General features: G+C 64.1%; 17 protein-coding genes. 6 read left to right on the top strand and 11 right to left on the bottom strand.

Annotated features, from left to right (window positions below):
• Positions 1–19 precede the first annotated feature (19 nt).
• Positions 20–412: a GFA family protein gene (locus HBJ55_RS09450; protein WP_167113404.1), complete on the bottom strand. Its 393-nt coding sequence runs from the start codon at positions 410–412 to the stop codon at positions 20–22.
• Positions 413–527: 115 nt separating this feature from the next.
• Here HBJ55_RS09450 and HBJ55_RS09445 point away from each other — a divergent pair, with 115 nt between their 5' ends.
• Entirely contained in the window at positions 528–743 is a 216-nt protein-coding gene (locus HBJ55_RS09445; RefSeq protein ID WP_167113402.1) for a hypervirulence associated TUDOR domain-containing protein, read from the top strand.
• 44 nt (positions 744–787) lie between these two features.
• On the opposite strand, the gene HBJ55_RS09440 is transcribed toward HBJ55_RS09445, so the two are convergent.
• Positions 788–1276, bottom strand: a complete 489-nt coding sequence (locus HBJ55_RS09440) for a pyridoxamine 5'-phosphate oxidase family protein (protein ID WP_167113400.1) — start codon at positions 1274–1276, stop codon at positions 788–790.
• Positions 1277–1498: 222 nt separating this feature from the next.
• Between HBJ55_RS09440 and HBJ55_RS09435 the strand changes: the two genes are divergently transcribed.
• Positions 1499–2506 (top strand): Acg family FMN-binding oxidoreductase, encoded by a 1008-nt coding sequence (locus HBJ55_RS09435; protein WP_206022431.1) that lies wholly within the window; start codon positions 1499–1501, stop codon positions 2504–2506.
• Between the two features lie 96 nt (positions 2507–2602).
• On the opposite strand, the gene HBJ55_RS09430 is transcribed toward HBJ55_RS09435, so the two are convergent.
• The 3 genes from HBJ55_RS09430 to HBJ55_RS09420 form a co-directional block, all read right to left on the bottom strand.
• The gene (locus tag HBJ55_RS09430; protein ID WP_167113395.1) at positions 2603–3256 is read right to left on the bottom strand and encodes a 5'-methylthioadenosine/S-adenosylhomocysteine nucleosidase; all 654 of its coding nucleotides are present in this window, start codon (positions 3254–3256) and stop codon (positions 2603–2605) included.
• 27 nt (positions 3257–3283) lie between these two features.
• Positions 3284–3616 (bottom strand): heme-degrading protein HmuQ, encoded by a 333-nt coding sequence (hmuQ, locus tag HBJ55_RS09425; RefSeq protein ID WP_167113393.1) that lies wholly within the window; start codon positions 3614–3616, stop codon positions 3284–3286.
• A gap of 87 nt (positions 3617–3703) precedes the next feature.
• Positions 3704–4432 carry a DsbA family oxidoreductase gene (locus tag HBJ55_RS09420; RefSeq protein ID WP_206022429.1) on the bottom strand — a complete coding sequence of 243 codons (729 nt, stop codon included), beginning with the start codon at positions 4430–4432 and terminating at the stop codon, positions 3704–3706.
• A gap of 50 nt (positions 4433–4482) precedes the next feature.
• Here HBJ55_RS09420 and HBJ55_RS09415 point away from each other — a divergent pair, with 50 nt between their 5' ends.
• Positions 4483–4881, top strand: a complete 399-nt coding sequence (locus HBJ55_RS09415; RefSeq protein WP_167113391.1) for a GFA family protein — start codon at positions 4483–4485, stop codon at positions 4879–4881.
• Between the two features lie 135 nt (positions 4882–5016).
• Positions 5017–6135, top strand: a complete 1119-nt coding sequence (locus tag HBJ55_RS09410; protein WP_167113389.1) for a patatin-like phospholipase family protein — start codon at positions 5017–5019, stop codon at positions 6133–6135.
• Between the two features lie 180 nt (positions 6136–6315).
• Here HBJ55_RS09410 and HBJ55_RS09405 read toward each other — a convergent pair whose 3' ends face one another.
• Both HBJ55_RS09405 and HBJ55_RS09400 read right to left on the bottom strand, forming a co-directional pair.
• On the bottom strand, positions 6316–6996 hold the full coding sequence (locus HBJ55_RS09405) for an RES domain-containing protein (protein WP_167113387.1): 681 nt from the start codon (positions 6994–6996) through the stop codon (positions 6316–6318).
• Positions 6993–7394 (bottom strand): MbcA/ParS/Xre antitoxin family protein, encoded by a 402-nt coding sequence (locus tag HBJ55_RS09400; protein WP_167113385.1) that lies wholly within the window; start codon positions 7392–7394, stop codon positions 6993–6995. The genes HBJ55_RS09405 and HBJ55_RS09400 overlap by 4 nt, the downstream gene beginning before the upstream one ends.
• A gap of 770 nt (positions 7395–8164) precedes the next feature.
• On the opposite strand from HBJ55_RS09400, the gene HBJ55_RS09395 reads away from it, so the two are divergent.
• Together HBJ55_RS09395 and HBJ55_RS09390 are read left to right on the top strand one after the other, a co-directional pair.
• Positions 8165–9400: a hypothetical protein gene (locus tag HBJ55_RS09395; RefSeq protein ID WP_167113383.1), complete on the top strand. Its 1236-nt coding sequence runs from the start codon at positions 8165–8167 to the stop codon at positions 9398–9400.
• Between the two features lie 159 nt (positions 9401–9559).
• Positions 9560–10390, top strand: coding sequence for a hypothetical protein (locus HBJ55_RS09390; protein WP_167113381.1), 831 nt, complete (start codon positions 9560–9562; stop codon positions 10388–10390).
• Between the two features lie 240 nt (positions 10391–10630).
• Here HBJ55_RS09390 and HBJ55_RS09385 read toward each other — a convergent pair whose 3' ends face one another.
• The 4 genes from HBJ55_RS09385 to recC form a co-directional block, all read right to left on the bottom strand.
• The gene (locus HBJ55_RS09385; protein ID WP_167113379.1) at positions 10631–11386 is read right to left on the bottom strand and encodes a phosphatase PAP2 family protein; all 756 of its coding nucleotides are present in this window, start codon (positions 11384–11386) and stop codon (positions 10631–10633) included.
• A gap of 187 nt (positions 11387–11573) precedes the next feature.
• Positions 11574–13913 (bottom strand): exodeoxyribonuclease V subunit alpha, encoded by a 2340-nt coding sequence (gene recD, locus HBJ55_RS09380; protein ID WP_167113377.1) that lies wholly within the window; start codon positions 13911–13913, stop codon positions 11574–11576.
• The gene (gene recB, locus HBJ55_RS09375; RefSeq protein ID WP_167113375.1) at positions 13910–17704 is read right to left on the bottom strand and encodes an exodeoxyribonuclease V subunit beta; all 3795 of its coding nucleotides are present in this window, start codon (positions 17702–17704) and stop codon (positions 13910–13912) included. The genes recD and recB overlap by 4 nt, the downstream gene beginning before the upstream one ends.
• On the bottom strand, positions 17701–21318 hold the full coding sequence (gene recC / locus HBJ55_RS09370; protein ID WP_167113373.1) for an exodeoxyribonuclease V subunit gamma: 3618 nt from the start codon (positions 21316–21318) through the stop codon (positions 17701–17703). Before recC ends, recB begins: the two co-directional genes overlap by 4 nt.
• Between the last annotated feature and the right edge of the window lie 68 nt (positions 21319–21386).

Here is a 21386-nt window from a genome sequence, read left to right as displayed (position 1 = left end):
GGAGTGGAGTGACATTCACTTACTCCTCCTCACGCCCCGTGTCGTCGCGATCGCAGTCGTAGCGCTTCATATGCGGAAAGGGCGGCAGCCAGGACTCACGGCGGACGGTCCAGCTCTCGTAGGTGGGCATCAGTTGGTCGGGGGCATCCAGCGCTCCCAGGTGCACTTCGATTTCATCGTCGGTGCGGGCAAAAACGGACGAACCGCAGTTGGGGCAGAAGAACCGCCCGGCGTAGTCGCGCGTCTCGCCTTCGATCGTCACCGACCTCTCAGGGAACATCGCGGCCGCGAAGAACAGCGCGCCATGATGCTTGCGGCAGTCGAGACAGTGACACAGGCCGACCCGGTAGGGGCGGCCGGTCGCCACGATGCGAACGTTGCCGCAAAGACAACCGCCCGTAAATCGCTCCATACGGTGTCTCCTTCAAGCTGGCCGTACCGATGCCTTGCGTCGGTTTAAGCAACATGGTGAATGCCTGGCTATCCTGCAAGCACATTGGAACCGATTCCCTGATTCGAGGTGAACCATGGCCAAGCGTTTCAAGGTGGGAGACCACGTCAGCTGGAATTCCGAGGCGGGGCAGGTAAGCGGCAAGATCGTCAAGGTTCATACCCAGGACACGGAGTACAAGGGGCACAAGCGCCATGCGAGTGAAGACGAGCCGCAATACGAGATCAAGAGCGACAAGACCGATCATATCGCCATGCACAAGGACTCGGCGCTCACCAAGATCGACGACTAGCGGTCTACATCGACACTAGCGAGCGCCGCACAACGTCACGTCAGTCAGCCACCGAACTTCTCGTTCTCGCCCAGGTTCGGGGTGGCGTCCTTCTTGACGTTGGCCTTGGCGAACTCATACAGCTGGAACACCTTGCTCTCCTTGGCCTTCCAGTGTTCGCCCATGGTCACCTTGATCTCCAGCAGGGCGAGGTCCGGGTCGTCCTTGCCGTCGGGAAACCAGGCGGCGACGAACGGGTTCCAGTACTTCTCGACCAGCTCGCGGTCAGTGGTCAGGTTGGCCTTGCCCGAGAGCGACACGTACACGCCCTCTTCCTGATCGGAAAAGCTGAGGCAGACATCGTGGTCGCGGCTGGTCTCGGAAACTTTCTCGGCACTGCGGCGAGTGAAGAACCACAGGGTGCCGTCATACTCATCCTGTACCAGGTGCATCGGCCGGGCGCGGGGCATCTCGCCGTCCAGCGTCACCAACATGCCGACCTTGATGTCCTTGATCATCTTCCAGATTTTCTGCTTATGCTCCGGGCTGGACATGGTTTCAACCTCCTGTCGAAAACGGTGCTAATAGGTATCACGCCGGCATTGTCGAGCCTGACGAGATCAGCCTAGTTACCCGAAGCCACCCCAGCAAATGTCCTGCCGACGGCAGAGCAGAAACATATTGCGAGTCATGCCCCAGGAGCCGCGTTGGCGCTAAACTGAAGCAAGCGAGGGGCTGCGGCCAAGTGAGGGCGGGCGGTGACTTACGAACAATCAGTGAAGACCCTCTGGCGCCATGGCGATGGGCAAGCGTCCGATCGTGCCGCAAGGCTGAAGGAGCTCATTCGCTATGCCACCCTGGCCCCATCCAGCCACAACACCCAGTGCTGGCGCTTCAGAGTCACTGACGATGCCATCGGCATCCTGCCGGACCTCTCGCGCCGCACTCCGGTCGTCGACCCGGACGACCACCACCTCTACGTTTCGCTGGGATGCGCCGCCGAGAACCTGAGCCTGGCCGCAAGGGCTTTCGGCATGTCAGGTGAGGTGACGTTCCACCCCGCAGGGGATGGGGAAGTGCGCGTTACGCTGACACCCTGCCAGCCGGAACCCTCCCCACTGTTCGAGGCCATCCCGGCGCGGCAGTGTACGCGCACCGACTACGACGGCACGCCCCTTGTCGATAACGAGTTGAGCCTGCTGCAGGCCGCGGGAACCGGGAAGGGTGTTTCCATCAGCCTGCTGACCGTGCGTGAAGCGATGGAAAACGTGCTGGAGTACGTGCTTCAAGCCAACAGCCTGCAGATCGGCAACCGGGCATTCCGGCAGGAACTCGAGAACTGGATCCGCTTCGGCGGCCGCGAGGCTGTCGAAGCCGGCGACGGGCTTTTCGCTCGTTCGATGGGCAGCCCTGCCACTCCGCGCTGGCTGGGCAGGTGGCTGTTCCGCACCCTTTTTCGGCAAGGCGCCGAAAATGCCAAGGTGGCTCGGCAGGTGCGCAGTTCCGCCGGCATTGCCGTGTTCATCTCGGCAGCCGACGACAGGGCGCACTGGGTGGAGGCCGGCCGCTGCTACCAGCGCTTTGCCCTGCAAGCCACGGCACTCGGCATCTGCAATGCCTTCATCAACCAGCCAGTCGAAGAGGCGAGCGTTCGCCCGGCGTTCGCCGAGGCGTTGGGTCTAGTAGGTGGGCGCCCCGACCTGGTGGTGCGGTTCGGGCGGGGCAAGGCGATGCCGCGCTCGCTGCGGCGGCCGGTGGAAGCGGTGCTGATCCCAGCAAGTTAGGCAATAGCCTTGGTTGACCTGTGAGCCGAATCGGCTGGCAATTCGGCTCATAAAGTGAGCCGAATAGATTTGCCATTCGGCTCACCTGATTCGTCATCAGCGCGCCAACAGCCCCTCGGCGAGCGCCTCGCCGAGGCGGTCCACGGCGGCGGCCAGCTTCTCGTCGATGAGGTGCAGATACTCCGTCCAGTCGTCGACGCGGTGCAGCTCCGCCTTGCCGTCCGAAATACCGCGCAGCACGATCAGCGGCACGTCAAAGCGCATGCAGGCGCGCAGGCAGGCGTAGCTCTCCATGTCCACCATCTCGGCGGCGATGGCGGCATAGGCCTCGCCCGAAACGATATTGGCGCCGGTGGAGAGCGTGGCCTCGGCAATGCCGGGGATGCGCAACGGCAGGGGCAGGACCGCCGGCAGGTCGAGAAAGGGCGTGGTGCCTTTCTCGAAACCCAGCGGCGAGGCGTCCATGTCGCGGTAGGCGATGGAGCTCGCCTGATAGATCTCGGTCTGCTCGAGCGAGCGGCTGCCGGCCGAGCCCAGCGACACCACCAGGTCGGGCAGGCGCCCCCGGTGGGCGTGCGCGGCAAGAGCCGCGGTGAGTTCCACCGCCGCCTCTACCGGGCCGACGCCGGTCATGAACGGCGCGAAACGCTGCCTGAGATGCGGGCCGTATTCGGCCTCGGCGGCCATGGCGAAGAGCACGTTGCGGCCGCCCAGTGTCGTCAGCGGCGGCGCGGACAATGCCGCGCTCATCCGGTGCTCCTCATGCGCTCCATGGCCTCAGGCATCGCCATCGTTGCCGACCGTCTGGATGACCTCGAACCCCTCGAAGTTCGGCGGGCCTAGGTAGAGCCCCTCGCGCTTGCTCTGGCCGGCGTTGGCGTGGGCCTTGCGGAACGCCTCGGAGTGCGTCCAGGCCTCGAAGTCTTCGCGCGAACGCCAGATGGTATGCGAGGCGTAGAGCACGTGGTCCTCCTTCTCGGGACCGCGCAGCATATGGAACTCGACGAAGCCGGGCAGGCCCTGCAGGTGGGTCTCCCGCTCCAGCCAGATCTGCTCGAACTCTTCCACTCGCTCGGGGTTGACCCGAAAACGGTTCATGGCGATGAACACGGTAATGCTCCTTGTGGTCAGGCGGCTGATGGTGACCGCAAGACGATGACACCGACGCCGACAGGGGGCAAGCATGTAGAGGCGGGTTCAGCCCGGCCTTCCACTCCCGCCGGTCGACTCGATAATCGCCTGGCGCAGTGCCTCGGGCGGTTGGGCGCCCGTCAGGCCGATTGAGTTATTGATGATGAAAGTGGGTACACCGCTCACGCCCAGGCGCCGCGCCTCGTCGAGGCCTGCTTGTACCTCGCTGCGGCCCTGGTCGCTGGCGAGAAAGGCCGGTATGTCGACATCCGCTAGCCCGCCGTCTCGGGCGGTGCTGGCCAGTACCGCATTGTCTCCGATGTCCTCACCCTCGACGAAGTAGCGCCGGAAGAGTGCATCGACCACGGCCGACTGGACGCCATGCTCCCCGGCGAGCCAGATCAGCCGGTGGGCGTCGAAGGTATTGGGCGTTCGCGTCATGCGCTCGTGGTGAATCTCTAGACCGGCCCGGGCGGCGGCGGCCTCCACCTGGGCGTCGAGCGCCCGGGAGCGCTCCCACGAGCCGAACTTGGCGGTGCGGTACTCTCGCCGCGACAGGCCCTCGGCGGGCATGTCGGGGTTGAGCTCGAAGGGGTGCCAGGCCACCGAGACGCTGATCTCCTCGGGCAGTTCGGCCAAGGCGAGATCGAGGTGGCGTTTGCCGATGAAGCACCATGGGCAGATGGCATCGGAGATCACGGTGATGTCGACGTGGGGCATGGTCGCGGAGCCATTGGGTAGGGTTCCCTCGAACCCTAGCATCTCCCGGTCGCGTTTGACGCTGGTTTCAGCCATCAGGTACCGAAAGGAGTATCGTAAGCGAAAGCCACCGGGGAGAGATGCCGATGCACCAGGGAAGCTGCCTGTGCGGGAAAGTGACCTACGAGTACCGCGGCGAAATCGACGAAGTCTCGATGTGCCACTGCCAGCAGTGCCGGAAGGCCCAAGGCTCCGCCTTCGCCGCCGTGGCGCCCATCCGCTCGGCCGACTTCTCCATTACCCGGGGCGCGGAGTACCTCAAGGAGTACCGCGCCACCCCGAACAAGGCGCGGGTGTTCTGCAGCGAGTGCGGCAGCCCGCTCTACAGCGCACGTGACGACCTGCCCGAGGCCAAGCGGCTGCGCCTGGGCACCCTGGATACCCCGATAGCGCCCGGCAAGCGCTACCACGCCTGGGTCTCGTCCAAGGCCGAGTGGTTCGAGCTGGCCGATGAGTTGCCCAAGTTTCCCGAGTTTGCCCAGTAGGGGCCGCAAGGGGAGAAGTGGCCCGGTGATGTCTCGGGTGTTGCGTCTAGAATGAAGGGGCGATTGCCCAGGCAGCGTGCTTTTTCGGAGCGGGCGTCAGGTGAAGGAACGATATGGACCAGACACGGAGACTCAATGGACGAGCAGGGCACACTCATTCTTTCGGGAGGCAACGCGCTCGGCGCCTACCAGGGCGGCGCCTATGAGACGCTGCACGAACGGGGTTTTCGCACCGATCGACTCTTCGCCGTCTCCACCGGGGCAGTCAACGCGGCATTGATCGCCGGCAACCCGCCGGAAGCGCGTGTCAGCGCCCTGCGTGCCTTCTGGGGAGACGCCGGGCAGGATGGTGCCTGGGCTTACACGCCTGCCTGGGCCTCGACATGGGACAACAGACGCCAGCGCGCGCTGCAGAGCCTTCTGCTCGGCAGCCCCGCCTTCTATCGCCCACGCTTTCCCGGCGCCCTCTCGATGCTGCCGGGCACGCCCAGCGATACGGGGCTCTACGATCTCGCCCCCCTGCGCGAGAACCTGGAGCGGCAGGTCGATTTCGATCGGCTGAACGACGGACAGATACGGGTGGTGATCGTCGCCGTGGATGCCAACAGCGGAGAGGAGCTGCGTTTCGATTCAGCCAAGACGCCGATCGGGGTCAATCATATCCTGGCGAGTTGCGGCTTCATTCCCTTCTTCCCGCCGACGCGCCTCGAGGGTCGCGTCGTGGTGGACGGGGGCATGAGCGCCAATCTTCCGCTGGAAGCGGCCCTGGACGAGCCGGCGCCGCATGACCGGCTGTGCATCGCGCTGGATCTGTTCCGACGCCTGGGGCCTGATTTCAAGACTGTGGGCCAGTCAATGGACCGGCAACTGGAGCTGCTCCTGTCGACCCAGAGCTGGCGGGCCTTGAAGAGCTTGCGCCAGTGCCACGAGCTGCGCCGCCAACTGCGACTCCTGGCCGGCCGCATTCCCGAACGACAGCGCGACGATCCCGCCTTGGCCGCGGCCCTGGCGGAAGGCGCGGAAGTCGAAGGCGCGATCACGTTGCTCATGCTCAGCCATGCCGGCGTGCCGCACGACACCGAGATGCGCGCCTTCGACTTCTCCCGCACCTCCTTGGCCGAGCGATGGGAAGCGGGACGTACGGACATGCGCCATGCCTGGGAGGCCCTCGGCGATCGTCGTGCGGCCCCGGGTGAGTTCGCGGTACATACGCACAGCGGACGAGATTCGGGACCACAAGCTGCCTCTGATTGAGCCTTATCTACCCCTTCTGCGCCCGCTAAACGCCGGCATGCCCAAGGCTCGTCCAAGACCGAATGTTGGAACTTGCCGATGAGCTGCCTAGCTTTCCGGATTTGCCCGCTAAAGGCCAACGCCTCGTTTAAGAAGGGCAATAGGGTGAAGCGCAGGGACATCGGATAGCGTACGTGGGTTTTACTCCACCAATCGCAGCTCGAGGATATGGCGAATTCGCTCACCGTCCCACTCATAGCCAAGGTGCCTGCCCTGCCAGGTGGCCGACAATACTGGCGGCCGAAGCACCGCAGCACACTCACCGTCCGGATCACGCACGCTTGGGTAGACAATCCCATCAGCGTGGGACTCCCAGGCCTTGCGGCCAAACGCCTGGCCAGCGTTCCAGTCATCCGGATTCAGCAGAGGAGCGGCTTCAGGAGGGTTGCCGCGCAAGTCGATGAGTTCGCCCTCTAGGTCTGCCAGGTAGACCCGCTGCTGGAGCTGCATGGGCGGCTCGTTGGATTCCTGCATGAAGCGCTCGGCGCGATAGCGGCTTTCCGCGATGGCCGTGGCCTCGGTCAAGGCACAGTAATAGGCGCCAAAGGTACCATCGGTGAACCGGGAACCGTGTTCGCTGAAGTGACAGAACGCTGCCATCACCGGCGTCCACCCTGGGCCGTATCGTCGGTCTTCATCGCGTACCAGATGAATCGCTCCGGCCTGTTCGCGTAGGCGCGCCGAGGTCTCTCCCTCGAGTTCCTGGAGCAGCTCCCAATCGTCAGCTGCCGCAACACGCTCGAACAGGTCAATAGGCGGGAAACGCGAAGGAATGATGCGGTAGCAGGGGCGCCAGCAAACAGAGGACAGTGGAAACGTCACGCATGGCCCCCACCTCGGGCCGCATCGAGGTGCTGGCGGACCACATAGAGATCCTGCACCAGGCCGCTGCGCAGCCGATCCAGAGGTGACTGACCGGCGAACAGGGGGTTGCGATTAGGCCGGCGCAGCCAGGAGTCCGCGGCATCGGCCCGCGGCAGCAGGATCTGCAAGGCCTTGTAGATCCCCAGGATCAGCGACATACGCTCAAGCTGATTGACGTCGAGACGGGCCGCCGTGGGCTGCTTGCGCCAGCGCCGATAGGTCGACTCAGGCACGCCAAGCAGCAAGGCGGCTTCCTGCTCCTTCAGCCCCCAGTCGTTGGCGATGCTGGGGTACGTACGCATCGCTGCCGCGCTCATGTGTTGGCGCTTTTCGACGGTTAGTTGGGACAGGGCCATAACGACCTCCATTCGCCAAATGGCGGATATGCGTAATTATCGACCAAATGGCGGAATGCAACAAGGCATGAGCGATAAACCACACGGCACCGTGCCCGAAGATGGCCGCCCGCGCTGGGTGCAGCTCAAGCGAGCAACGCCAACACCGAAAAGGAATGGCGACTCCTGCCCATCGGTGGCTATCTCGACGACTTCCGTAATTTCGACGGCTACACCCTGCCCACCAAGGTCGAGGCGGGTAATCACTTCGGCACGGAGGCGTACTTTCCTTTCTCAGGGCGAGAGTGGGTGAGGCTCGGTTCCATGGGGTGAGTGCTTCACCTTTCGTAGGACTGCGTTGATATCCGTCATGGGATAACACATGCTTCAGTGCTAGGCTGAAACGCAAAGACACATAACGACACATCCGTACGCACATGGACAGCCCACATGGTTAGGGAAGCCACCGAAACACATATGACGCTTCAGCCACTTGACCGTCGAGAGCAGGTTATCCGACGCCATTAACTCCGCGTGTACGGCTACCTGCCAAGCTGGCCGGTATCGACCCAAAGCGGCCATGCCGGCAAGGGCAGCAGGCACGTTCATCGGGAGTATGTGGCATGCATGATGATCGGTTTTATGCTGTTCAAGCCATACTTAATTTCTCCGGTTTTCAATAAGATGGGCGGTTGGCGAGCGCGAAGCATAACATTATTGAACGCGCGTGTGCGTTCAAGTGGAATATCAAGTATGGGATCTGTCACCTGTGATCACATTATGGGGAAAGAATGCCAATAAAATGGAAAGCCCGCAGTGGATTGAATCCTCAGGCAATCTTAGACAAAATCGAGAGTGCGAAGTCGGTTTCCGCAGATGGACGGGTGTCTTACTCAGCGTTTGACTATCATGAGAACTTCGCTTCAATATTCTCTCTACTGGATATTCCTACGGTTATTTCATCAGAGCTCGATGTAGACGCCTTGGTATCTAAGGGGCTAGGGCGCGCTGCCAAAGCAGGAGTTCTTACGAAAGAAAGCGTTATCCGCTGCTTGAATGATGCTGCGAATGACGAGTTGGCGACGAGTGAAAGGCGCTACCACCTCCTTACGTCGCTGTCAATGGATGACAGTCTCCCATTTCGTCGCCTGTCCTACCGGGCCGTGCAGGTACGCGTGGTCGGTGACAAGTACCCGAAGAAGTACGGCTCGAGAAGGGAAGCTATCAAGTTTGGCAGCAAGGGGTTTTCGCTAGAGCACAAAGGCTATACCAAGTTAATTGTTTCCACTAAGGCAAAATCCGTCCACGGTGCTGCATCCAAGGCTCTGAATGGGCTGGATGTCATCCGAGCCTTGCTCTCGCTATTTTCTAACTCAAGCATGGAGCTTATGGGTGATAAATATGCTCCTATAAATAAGATAAGGACTGGGCAAGTTCATACGCTGCACTCCGATACCGGAGGGCCAGCAACAGAGATTTTCTGGTTCGAACCGAACTTCGTTCAAGGAAAGCCGTACAGGCACAAGGCTCCGGAAGTCCTGAGAAAAAACTTCAGCTGGAGCATGGGTAGGCTGACTTCTTCTAGTTATCGGGGCGCGATCGAAGAAGCTCTATTGCGCTATGTTCGAGCTCTTGATGAAAAAGATCACAACTCTGCGGCCATAAGATTGTGGGGAGCCCTCGAGAGTCTAGCCTCTCCAGGAGAAGCGCGTTACGACAATATCGTAAAGCGCTGCTCTTTTCTCTTTGCAGAGGATGATTATCATCGACAGATTCTTGAGCATCTTCGGGAGTTCCGCAATCGAAGCATACATTCGGGAGATCAAAGCGAGAAGGCGAAGACATTTTGTTACCAAATGCAATTTTATTTGCGTCAGCTCGTTCTTTTCCATTTTCATCGGGTTAGCGACTTTGCCTCTCTTGATGAGGCGAACAGCTTTTTGGATATGCCCGCTGATGGAGCTGTTCTCCGCCGGCAGAGGCGACTCATTGATAGGGCGATGAAGTTTAAGAATGTTGAAGATTAGTGGCAGGGCGGGGGAGGATGGCGTGGCATCGTGCTAGTCCTGCGCGCCGCTCGTCGGACTGGCCTAACTAGGGCATCGAGCCGACAAGTCCTCCGCGGCTGCGCCGCTCCGGCCTTGCGACTCATGCCAGCGTTACGCACTAAATTATGAGGTGATTTAATGAGCAATAAGGATCTGGAGGTCAGATCAGAAGAATTTATCGCGTACGACCTCGCGCTATTGAAGGATAAGGGGAAGTGGAAAAAGTATGCTCGAGTCGTAGCTAACGCGATGAGTGCTATTCCCTGGGTCGGCACAATCCTTTCCTCTGGTGCGAGCATTCACGGCGAGATGGAGCAAGGAAAAGTTAACGAACTATACGAAGAGTGGCTGAAAGTCCATAAACAAAAGGTTGGCGACTTGATGGTGTCCTTGGACGAGGTTGCGGGAAGATTAGAGTCGGTTCATGATGACTACGAAGAACGAATCCAATCAGAGGAGTATCTGGCACTTGTGAGAAGAGCGTTCCGTTCTTGGGATGAGGCAGAAACTCAGGAAAAACGAGCCTATGTCGTAAACCTTATTTCTAATGCAGCAGCGTCTCACCTGTGCCCTGATGATCTGATACGACTATTTAACGATTGGCTTGATAAATATCACGAAACGCACTTCAGAGTAATCCGTGCAATCTACCAGAACCCTGGAATTACCCGGTTGGGAATTTGGCAGTCTGTGAGTGAAAAAGTCCCCCGTGACGATAGCGCTGAGGCTGATCTGTATCGTTTGCTGATTCATGATCTAAGTACAGGCAGGGTAATAAGGCAGTTTCGGCAAACAACCTACGATGGACAATTCATGAAACAGAGCACGAAGGGCAGAAGCCGAAAGAGTTACAGCTCTACAATGGAATCAGCCTTCGAAAACACGAAACCTTACCAGCTGACGGAACTTGGATCGCAATTCGTTCACTACACGATGAACCAGGTAGTCAAGCGGATAGAAAGTGCGTAACAAAACATTCCAGCGGACAAGCCGCTGAATGCGACGTTATACGTCAGGGAAATCTCAATGACCGCTTCTGGCCGAAAGCCGACATCACCAGCAGTGGTGAGGTCGGCTTTTCAATAATCTCCTTAACCCACTCACCTTGATCACCGCCTCATCCAGCACCTCCACCTCCCTCATGAGGCTTGGGTTACTGCGTTGGAAGCCGCAGCCCACTTGATGCTGCGACTGCCATCGCTTGGTCACCTACTCGGTGCCCGAGCTGCTCTCCTCTGTCTCTACCTGCCCGCGCCGCTGCAACCAGCGCATCACCAGCCAGCACAGCGCGGCCCAGGCCGCTCCGGCGGTCCAGCCGGCGAGTACATCCGTCGGCCAGTGCACGCCGAGGTAGACACGGCTCATTCCCACCAGCAGGGTGAGCAGTATCGCCAGTATGAGCAGGTAGGCCTTCAGCCTCAGCGCCGGCTGTACTCGAATGAGCAGGGCGGCCAGGGTGAGGTAGGTGACGGCAGACATCATCGAATGGCCGCTGGGGAAGCTCGCGGTGTAGACCATGGCTTCATGCGGCACGAGGTCGGGTCGAGGACGATCGAAGCCCATCTTCATCAGCGTGCTGAGCAGCATGCCGCCGGGCACCGCGACCGAGGCAAAGAGCGCCGCACGATAGTGCCGGGCGAGTAGCAAATAGCCCAGGGCGCCCAGGGTGATTACGACCAGCACGCCGACACCACCGAGCGCGGTAAAGTCTCGCCCCATTTCCTCGACCCAGCCCGGGCCGATCGGATCGGTATGATCGGCAGGATTGCGCAGGGAAAGCAGCAGGGTCTCGTCGATGCTCTGGGTTTCTCCCTCGATGACAGCATCGGCCAGCTCGATGAACCCCCAGATCCCGCCGGAAAGGACCGAGACACACAGCAGCACTGCCAACTCGTAGCGGCCGAGCCGAGCCATCAGGGAAAGGCCGTGGCGTTTCACATGTTTGATTTTTCGGTAGTGCTTCATTTGCAACTCCCTTGCTTTGATAACGACACGCGACATCTTTCCTAGGCTCTGTCTGAAAAGTCGGCGAGCGAAGGCCAGACAAGGCAAAAATCGGCGAAAGGGCGAGTTTATGGGGTACCTTGAGCCGATTTTTGACGCCGTATGACCGAGCGTAGCCAGTTTTCGGACAGAGCCTAGTGTGGCTGCGTTATTGCAACCTCCCCAACCCACTCACCCTGACCACCTCCCTCGTCACCGCCTCATCCAGCATCCCACGGCCCGTCTCCACCAGCGTCAGCCAGTCCCGCGCGCGGGTGATCCCGGTGTAGACCAGTTCCCGGGTGAGGATGGGGTTGGGGGCGTCGGGGAGCAGCAGGGCGGTGTGGGTGAATTCCGAACCTTGGGATTTGTGCACCGTCATGGCGAAGACGGTTTCCACCGCCTGCAGGCGGCTGGGCAGCACCCACTTGATGGCGCCGCTGCCGTCGCTGGCCGGGAAGGCGACGCGCAGCAGGGTGCGGCCGGGCGATTCGGTAGCATTGCGGGCCTCGGGCACGGCGAGGGTGATGCCGATATCGCCGTTCATCAGCCCCAGGCCATAGTCGTTGCGGGTGACGAGCACCGGGCGGCCTTCGAACCAGCCCTGTTCCAGCTCCAGGTCGCTGGCCTTGAGCCAGCCGGCGCGGCGCAGCGCGCGGCCGATGCGCGGGTTCAAGCCTTGTATGCCCCAGGGGCCTTTCCTGAGTGCGCACAGCAACTGGAAGTGGCCGTGGGCGGCGAGCACCTGGCGGGCCCAGTCGTCATAGGGCTGGCGTGCTTCGCCTTCGCCGAAGAAGGGCTGCGCGGGGCGTGCTGATTTCATCACTTCCAGATAGTGGCCGTAGCCGACCGGTGGCGTAATGGGCTCGCCGCGGCGGTCGTGGCGGCCTTCGCCGCTGTTGGTGAAAGCGGCCGGGTAGCCGTTGACCACCAGGCGATCCAGCGCCGGGTCGTCGGCATCCGCCAGGGCGAGGCGGGCGATGTCGGTATAGCCCTGCTGGAAGATCTCGCGTACCGCGCGTTTCTTCTCCTGGCTCTTCGAATGAGCTCCGTGCTCTGGCCCGAGCGGGCGGTTGACCGCTTCGGCGAGTTGGCCGATGCCGCTTTTCGCATCGAAGCGGTGGCTTAACCGCAGCATGGCGATGGCCTGATCCAGCGACTGGCCGCCTTCGTCCTTGTAGCGTTCGGGAATCGGCGTGCCGATCACCCGTTCCAACCAGTCGCAGGTGGCCGGGGTGTAGTGGCCGCCTTCGGCGCGCTGGCACAGGTCGCCGAGCACGGCGCCGGCTTCCACCGAGGCGAGCTGGTCCTTGTCGCCGAGCAGGATCAGCCGGGCTTTGGGCGGCAGGGCGGTGAGAACGGCGGCCATCATCTCGATATCCACCATCGAGGCTTCGTCGATCACCAAGGCGTCCAGCGCCAGCGGGTTGCCGGCGTGGTGGCGGAAATGGCGAGTATCCGGTCGCGAGCCCAGCAGGCGATGCAGTGTCGTGACCTCGGTAGGGATACTGTCGCGCAGAGTTGAGATATCCACACCCTGTTGGCCCACGGCGGCGGCCAGTTCCACCAGTGAGAGATTCTGCACCTGCTTGGCGATGGATTCGTTGAGTCGCGCGGCGGCCTTGCCGGTGGGTGCGGCCAGGCGTATGCGCAGCGGGCGCGGGGCGCCTGCTGGCCCTGGCTCGCCCAGGGCCAGCGCCTGGAGCAGGGCGAGCAGCTTGACCACGGTGGTGGTCTTGCCGGTACCGGGGCCGCCGGTGATCACTGCGAAGCGCGAGCGGCTGGCCAGCGCGCAGGCGGCCTGCTGCCAGTCGAGCTCATGGCTTTGGGGAAAGAGCGCGGCCAGCGCCCGGGCCAGGGTGGCGGTATCGGCGGTTTCTGCCTGAGCAGGAGCCTCGAGCCGGGAACCGATCAAGCCGCGAATGTTCTGCTCATACTGCCAGTAGCGGCGCAGGTAGAGCCGCACGTTGCCGTCGCGCTCGCTGCGTACCAGCGGGGTATTTCCTGGGCCACTACCGTCCGCCACCAGGGCGGGGTGATGCAGGGCGTCACGCCAGGTGGCGAATTCGAGCCCGGTCAGCAGCTCGCTGGGCAGCGGCGGCGGGTCGCTGAGGTCGTCGCCTTCCGGCGGCAGCGAGAGCGCCAGGTTGGGTGCGGCCAGGGTCTGGGCGAGGTCGAGGCAGACATGGCCGCGGCCGAGCTGATGGCTGGCGAGTGCGGCGGCGAGCAGCAGCAGGGGAGGGGCGTCGCTCACCTCACGCTGGAAGAAGCTCGCCAGTGCGCGGTCCAGCGCGCGCAGCCAGCCGCGCTCCACCCAGCGGTCGAGCAGGGCGAATAGCGCTTGGGTGTCGTGAAGCGCGGCTTGTACGTTGCCCTGTGCGGCTTGGGGCGGTTCCGGCTCGGCGGGTAAGCCCTTGTCGGGTGCCTGGCTGATGCCTGCTGGTTCCTCACCGAGATCGGCGAACAGGTCCGGGGTGGCGTCGTCGTGATGCTTGCTGCGCTTGCTCATGCCGGCGCCTCCGTTGCCTGGGTGGCGGCATGAGCCGCTGGGGTTTCGCCCTGGAACAGCGCATCCATCGCTTCGATCAGTTGGCGCGGGGGGCGCTCGGCGTGAACGCCGCGGCTCTCGGCATTGGCGCCACGCAGGAAGACGGTAAGCGAGCCGCCGATGTGGCGGTCGTAGTCGTACTCCGGCAGGCGCGCCTTGAGCAGCCGGTGCAGGGCCAGCAGGTAGAGCGCGTACTGCAGGTCGTAGCGTTTCTCGGCCACCGCCTGGCGCATCGCCTCGGGGCTGTAGGCGCTGTCGTCCGGCCCCAGGTGGTTCGATTTCCAGTCGGCCACGTAGTAGCGCCCCTCATGCTCGAACACCAGGTCGATGAAGCCCTTGAGCATGCCGTTGAGGGTGTCGGCATCCAGCGCGGGGCGCGGCAGGCTGGCACCTGAGCTGTTCTCGGGGCTTGCCAGTGTGTAAGCACTTACGAGGGCGTCCAGCCGGTGGGTGTCGACCTGGCGCGAGGCGAACCAGAACTCCATCTCTACCTGGTAGCTCGTCAGTGTTTCGAGAGTAAGGCGGCCCGCGTCATTGGGTAGCGGCAGCGGGGCGGCGAGCAGGGTGCCGAACCAGGCGTGCAGAGTATTCAGCCACGGCTGCCAGCCGCGCACCTGGCAGCGCCGGGCCAGGGTCTCCTCGCGGAGAGCCGGGTCGCGGGCCACGCGGGCGAAGCCGTGCTCGCCGGCCCATTCGAGAATGCCGTGTAAGAAAGTCCCCGGTCCTGGCCCTCTAGGAAATCTGTGTAGCGAGGTCAGCGGTTCGCTCTGGCCGCTGTCATGCGGCTCTGCGATCACTTCCAGCGCGGTGGCCTCCATGGCGGTGGCCGGTTCGGGCAGGCCGCCGTTTCGCTGCGCTTCGCTTTCATGCGGGCTCACAGGCGCCGTGGTTGGGGCGCTGTAGAGTGTGTCAGCCCTTACTGGGGCGCTTACCATTTCTCCCGAGAGGCGCAGCGCCGAGTAGCTGGCGATCCACCAGTGCTCGCGGGCGGGGCGCGTGGGCGTGCGCGCTTCGCCCAGGGCGTCGTCGCGCTCTGTCTGGGTGACGACCTGGGCGTGGGCCGGTGGCGCCGGGGCGATCTCGATGGCGGTGCAGTCGCCCTTGAGTCGCTTGAGCGCTTCGCTGAATCCGGTTGGCCCGAGCAAATCGCCGTTGGCCAACAGCTGGCCGATGGCACTGCCTTCGCCGCCCTTGAGCGGCGCCATGCCGAGCCAGGTGGCGTGGCGCGCGCGGGTCAGCGCCACGTAGAGCTTGCGCAGGTCCTCGCCCAGGCGCTCGCGGTCGACGGTGGCCAGCATCTCCTCGTCGGCCTCCAGGCTGATGCGCAGCCGGCCCTCGGCGTCGTGCCAGCGCAGCGGCGAGTCGTCCTTCTTCGTCGGGCGGTGGCTGCAGATGAAGGGCAGGAATACCAGCGGGTACTCCAACCCCTTGGACTTGTGGATGGTGATGACCTGCACCAGGTCGGCATCGCTCTCCAGGCGCAGCTTGTGGGTGTCGCCCTGGCCTTCGGGGTGGGCGATGGATTCGGCGAGAAAGCGGATCAGCGCGTGTTCGCCGTCGAGTTCCTGGCTGGCGTGTTGCAACAGCTCGCCGAGATGCAGCAGGTCCGTTAGGAAGCGCTCACCCTCACTGGCGGGTCCGCTTGCCAGTAGCCGCTGCGCTACGTCGAAGTCGTGGATGATCTTGCGCACCAGCGGCAGCACGCCCTGGCGCTGCCACAACCGGTGGTAGTCGCGGAACTGCAGCACGCGGCTTTCCCAAGCCAGCTCGTCTTCGTTCAGGTGGTCCAGCGTGGCGATATCGAGCCCCAGCACCGGGGAGGCCAGGGCGGTGCGCAGCAATCTGTCGTCCTCGGGTTCGGCGCAGGCGCGCAGCCAGGCGTCGAGCTGGGCGGTGACCGGCGAGGCGAACACCTTGTCCTTGTCGGAGAGATAGACGCTCTTCACCCCGCGCCGGGCCAGCGCCAGGCGGATCGCCCGCGCCTCGCCCAGGCCGTTGACCAGCACCGCCATATCGGAGGGCTTGAGCGGCTTGAACGCTCCCTCTTCTTGAAAACCGGCGTTTCCGCTCAGGCCTTCGTTGAGCAGCTCGACCATATACGACGCGCAGCGTTCGGCCATCACGCCGTGATAGGCGGTCTTGGAGAACGGTTCGTCGCTTTCCAGCTGCCACAGGGTCATGGCCGCCTGCGGCTGGCCCTGGCGTGTGAGTGAGTCCTTGCGCCCTTTTGCGCCTACACGCATGAAGGGCACCGGATTGCTACCGTCGGCTTCCTTGAACAGGAAGGCGCCGGGCGGGTGCGCTTCGGCGAATTCGAAGCAGCGGTTGACCGACTCGACCATATCACTGCTGGAGCGGAAGTTGGTGCCCAGGGTGACGTGGCGGCCTTGAGTGTCGCGGCGGGCGCGCAGGTAGGTGTAAATGTCGGCGCCGCGGAAGGCGTAGATCGCCTGCTTGGGGTCGCCGATCAAAAACACACCGCACTCGCGGCGGTTCTCGCGGATGCGGTACACGCAGTCGAAGATGCGGTACTGCACCGGGTCGGTGTCCTGGAATTCGTCGACCAGGGCGACCGGGAACTGGCGGCGGATCTGTGCGCCCAGCGCCTCGCAGTTGGGGCCGGTGAGCGCCCGGTCGAGATGGGTGAGCAGCTCGTTGGGGCCCATCTCGGCGCGGCGCTCCTGCTCGCGGTCGAGGCGCGCGCGGCACCAGTGCACGGCGTGGGTGAGCAGATCGGCGTAGGGGTCGGGCAGGGCGTTGAGCTCGTCCTGGAGCTTTTCCAGCGCGGCCAGCGCCGGGTGATTCGGCGGCTCGCCCTTGAGCCAGATATCGGCCATGCCCTGGGGCGTGAGGCGCTTCCAGGCGGCGTCGGTCAGGCCGGGCCAGGTGGCCTCTCCTTGGCACCATTCACGCAGGGCGCCGAGCCAGTTGGCGCGGCTCTTGGCGTTGAAGCTCTGGCCCTTGAAGGCTTTCTGCTGGGCGGCCTCTTCGAACAGCGCCTCGCACTCGTCCACCCACTGGGGCCAGGGCGCCTTGAGCTGGGCCAGGCGCTCGGCGGTTTCGCGGCTGGCGTTGGCGATGGTCTCGGCCGGGGGCGGGGCGTGCTTGTCGAGTGCCTCGGCCTCGGGCATCAGGCCGCGCACCGCCTGATGCAACTGCTCGGGCGTGCTCCAGTGGCGCACCACGGTGGCCAGCTCGTCGAGGTTGAGAGGGTAGTAGAAACTGCGCCAGTAGTCGCGCACCACCTCGAGCTCCAGCTCGGTCTGGTCGTTTTCCAGGTCGAGCGAGAACAGGCTGCCGCTGTCGAAGGCGTGTTCGCGCAGCATGCGGTAGCACCAGCTGTGGATGGTGGAGACGGCGGCTTCGTCCATCCATTCGGCGGCGAGCTGCAGGCGACGCGCGCAGGCGGGCCAGGTGGCGGGGGAGTATTGATCGCGCAATTGAAGAAGTAGGTCGTCGCCCTCGGCTCCTTTCGCCGGTTGCAGAAAAACATCTGCAGCTTCCACCAGCCGCGCGCGGATGCGCTCGCGCAGCTCTTGGGTGGCGGCGTTGGTGAAGGTGACGACAAGGATCTCGGGCGGCGTGAGCGGGCGTTCGAAGGCGGCGTCGTCAGCTTCCGAGCGGGCGCCGAGTACCAGGCGCACGTAGAGCAGGGCGATGGTGAAGGTCTTGCCCGTGCCCGCACTCGCCTCGATCAGGCGGCTGCCGTGCAATGGGAACGCTAACGGGTCCAGCTGCGTCACGTTGCTCATGCCTTGCCTCCCGCTGTCTTCCCTCTTCCCTCTTTGCTCTTCCCTTCTTCTTTCTTGTCGCCTTTCACGGCCAGGTGCACCGGGGCGAGCAGGCGTTCGGTGAGTTCGGCGAAGCCGAGCCTGTCCTGGCGGGCATCAAAGAGCGCAGTGAAGCTGGGCCAGCGGTGGGCGAGGTAGGCGTTGCGGCCCGCCTCGCCGGCGTTGAAGTCGTCGCCGTTGTAGGTGCTGGCGGCGGCGCGCCAGGCGTCGCTGTCGCGCTCCGTGTCAGGCGTTCCCAGCTTGCTCAGCCAGACAAAGGCGGTGTCGCAGGCCAGCGGCAACGGCACCTGCATGCCGGCCTGCCAGGTGCGGACGATCTCGCGCAGGTGGTTGCGGGCGGCTTCCGGGTCGAGGGGCGGCAGGGTGACGTGGCCGGCCTTGGAGAGCAGCCGGGTGGTCATGGCTTGCCCCTCCAGGTGCCCGGCCAGGTGCGCGACCCAGTGGCGCAGGATGTGCGACCAGCGGTACTTGCCTTTCTTCACCAGGCTGCTGCTGGTGAGTACCAGGCGGCAGCGCTCGCCCGATTCGCTCACGCGCAGCTCATCGAGCCAATCCTCAATAGGCGGGGCGCCGGGCACGCTGAGCTGAACCGGCTCGGGCTCGTCGATGGCGAGGGGCCACGTTTCCAGGGCTTCCTCGTAGGCCTCGAACAACGCCTCCATCGGTTCGGTGAGCTGTTCGCGCATGCGCTCGCCGAAGGCACCCATGGCCAGCACGCCCTGGCCCTGCAGGCGGTCGAGGGCGTCGAGCATGGCGGGCATGCGGTCGCAGCCTGCGTCCACGGCGCGTCGCTGCTCGCGGATCAGCAGGTCCTGTAGCTGCCAGTTGGCGAGGCCGTCCAGGTCGAAGGGTTCGTGGTCGAGGCTGACGATGTCCTCGCGTTCCAGGAAGACCTTGAGCCGGGTGGTGAAGAAGGCGCGGGCCGGGTCGCGCAGGAAGTTGCCGAGCTGGGTCAGCGTCAGCGGTGTGTCCTGCGTGTATGGCTCCAGCTCGAGGGGCGCTGCTTCCGGTGCCGCTTCACCATGCACCTCTCGCCACTCGTGGGCGTAGGTGAGCAGCCGCCGTGCGGCCACGCTGCGCTCGGCCTGCTGTGCGGCGGTGGGGAAGTAGCTGAGGCTGAACGGCTGCAGCGGGTGCTCGGTGGTGAGGGCTTCGAGCAGGTCGCTGCCGTCGGTCGTTTGCCATCCTGCCTTGAGATGGTCACGTAGTTGACCGACCAGCACCGAGGGCGGCTTCTCGCCGTTGTCGATGATGCTGCGACCCACCCAGCTCACATAGAGCTGCTCGCGGGCGGAGAGCAGCGCTTCGAGGAACAGGTAGCGGTCGTCCTCGCGGCGCGAGCGGTCGCCGGGGCGGTAGTCGCCGTTCATCAGGTCGAAGTCCATCGGCGGCTGGCTGCGCGGGTAGTCGCCGTCGTTCATGCCCAGCAGGCACACCCGCTTGAAGGGAATGGCGCGCATCGGCATCAGCGTGGCGAAGTTCACCGCCCCGGCCATGAAGCGCTGCGACAGGCTAGGTTCGTCGACCTGCCCCAGCCAGTGCTCGCGTACCACCGAGAGCGGAAGCTCGCGGGTCAGCTCGGCCTCCTCGGCGCTCTCCTGCCACTCCTGCAGCTTCTGTTCGAGCTGGGCCAGCATCAGGCTGTCTTCGGGGACGTCGGCGAGAAAACTCGCTTCGAGCAGGGCGCGTAGGCGCTGCACCCAGCCGCTCACGTCGGTGGGCTCGCGCAGGCTGCGCCATTGCTGCTCCAGGGTTTCCAGCAGCGCGGCCAGCGGCCCGGCCAGCGCCGCTTCCAGCCCGCCGATGTCGTCGAAGGGCTCGATGCCCTGCCACGGACCGCCGGCGGCCTCGCCCACGGCGTAGCCCAGCAGCAGCCGGCGCAGGCCGAAGGCCCAGGTGTTCTGTTCCATGCCGGCGGGCAGGTCGAGGCTGCCGCGCTGGCCGGCGTTGAGCCCCCAGCGGATGCCGGCGCCTTCGATCCAGCGGCGCAGGGTGGGTACGTCGTCCTCCTGGATGCCGAAGCGCGCGCGCAGGGCGGGCACGTCGAGCAGGTCGAGCAGGTCGCTCACCGAGAGGCGCAGCTCCGGCAGGCGCAACAGCTTCTCCAGCGCGATCAGCAGCGGCAGGCGGTGGCGGCTGCCCTGGTCGGAGAGCGTGAAGGGGATGTAGCGCGGGTCGTCGCGTTCGAGCTGCCCGAAAACCGCCTGCACATGGGGCGCGTAGTGGTCGATATCCGGCACCATCACGATCACGTCGCGGGGCCTGAGGTTGGGGTCGGCGCTGAAGGCGGCGAGCAGCTGGTCGTGCAGGATCTCCACTTCGCGCTGGGGGCTGTGGGCGGCGTGGAAGACGATGGAATCGTCGCGCTCCGGGTTCACCGCCGGCCAGGTCTCGCGGGTCTCGTGCAGCGGGCGCAGCTCGCGGATGTCGTCCTGCAGCTGCTGCAGCAGGCAGCCTTCGCCTTCGCGCACGAAGGGCTCGAACAGGTCGATGCGCAGCGAGTCGGCGGCGAACAGGCGCTCGTACTGCTGGGCGTCGTCGTGCTCGTCGAGCAGGCGCAGGTAGTCGCGTCCCTGCTTGCCCCAGGCGGCCAGCAGCGGCTGCGCGTGCAGGTGCAGGCTCTCCTCGCCGTCACCGTCTCCGAGCACGTCGAGCCGGGTGGGCATGCCCTGCTTGCGCTGCTGGCGGTAGCGCTCGGCGCGGAGCAGGTCCTTATGTTCGATGATATCGGCCCAGTAGTGCTGGCAGGGGTTGTGCACGCACAGCACCACTTGGCTGCAGCGGGCCACGGCGGCCAGCGCTTCCAGCGCCTGCTGAGGCAGCGAGGAGATGCCGAACACCATCACCCGCCGCGGCAGGCCGGCGGGGCGGTTGCCGCAGTCGAGCGAGCGCGACGCCTCGAGAAAGCGCCGGTGCACCATGGCGCGGCTGGAGGCCACGCCGTCGTCGCCTACGTCCTCGATCAGTGCACGCCACAGGGCGGGCTGCCAGCGCTGGGTGTCGGGAAGCGCCTGGGCCTGGCCGCGAGCGGAGATCAGCACGTCCTCGCCGCGAGCCCAGGCCTCGAGCCAGTCGGCGCGGTACACCTGGTACTGGTCGAGCAGGTCGGCCAGGCGTTCGGCGAGCTGGTGGTGCTTGCGCAGGTCGCTGTCGCCTTCGAGGAAGCGCCGCAGCGGGGCGAATTCGTCCCGCGGCATCAGCTCTGGCAGCAGGCGCAGCAGCCGCCAGAGCAGGTGCGACTTGTCGAAGGGCGAGGTGGCCGGCACCGCGTTGGGGTCGCCTTCCACGTGGTTGAGCACCGCACGGTAGGCCTGCCACAGGAAGCGCGCCGGCAGGGTGACGTCGAGCGCAGCGGCGATACCGCTGCCACCGTCGGCCTCGTCGGCGGCCAAGGCGAGCTTCATCCATTGGCCGATACCGTTGCTCTGCACCAGGATCGTCTCGTTCTCCAGCGGCGCGAGCGGGTGGCGCTTCATCCACTCAACCGCCACGCCGCGCAGGTCCTCCAGGCGGTTGCCGTGAACGACCATGAAGCCGGGGGTGAGGGCATTCTCCTGGGGGGCGGCGAACGGCATGACGGGTCCTTGCTGTAAACTTAAATACAGTTTTGCAGTTTTGCAGTTTTACAGGTTTAAGCTTTTGC

Origin of the sequence: Billgrantia bachuensis (assembly GCF_011742165.1) — a bacterium.
GTDB lineage: Bacteria > Pseudomonadota > Gammaproteobacteria > Pseudomonadales > Halomonadaceae > Halomonas > Halomonas bachuensis.
The sequence above is the reverse complement of the archived record's forward strand: the minus strand, read 5'-3'. Positions and strand labels throughout refer to the sequence as shown.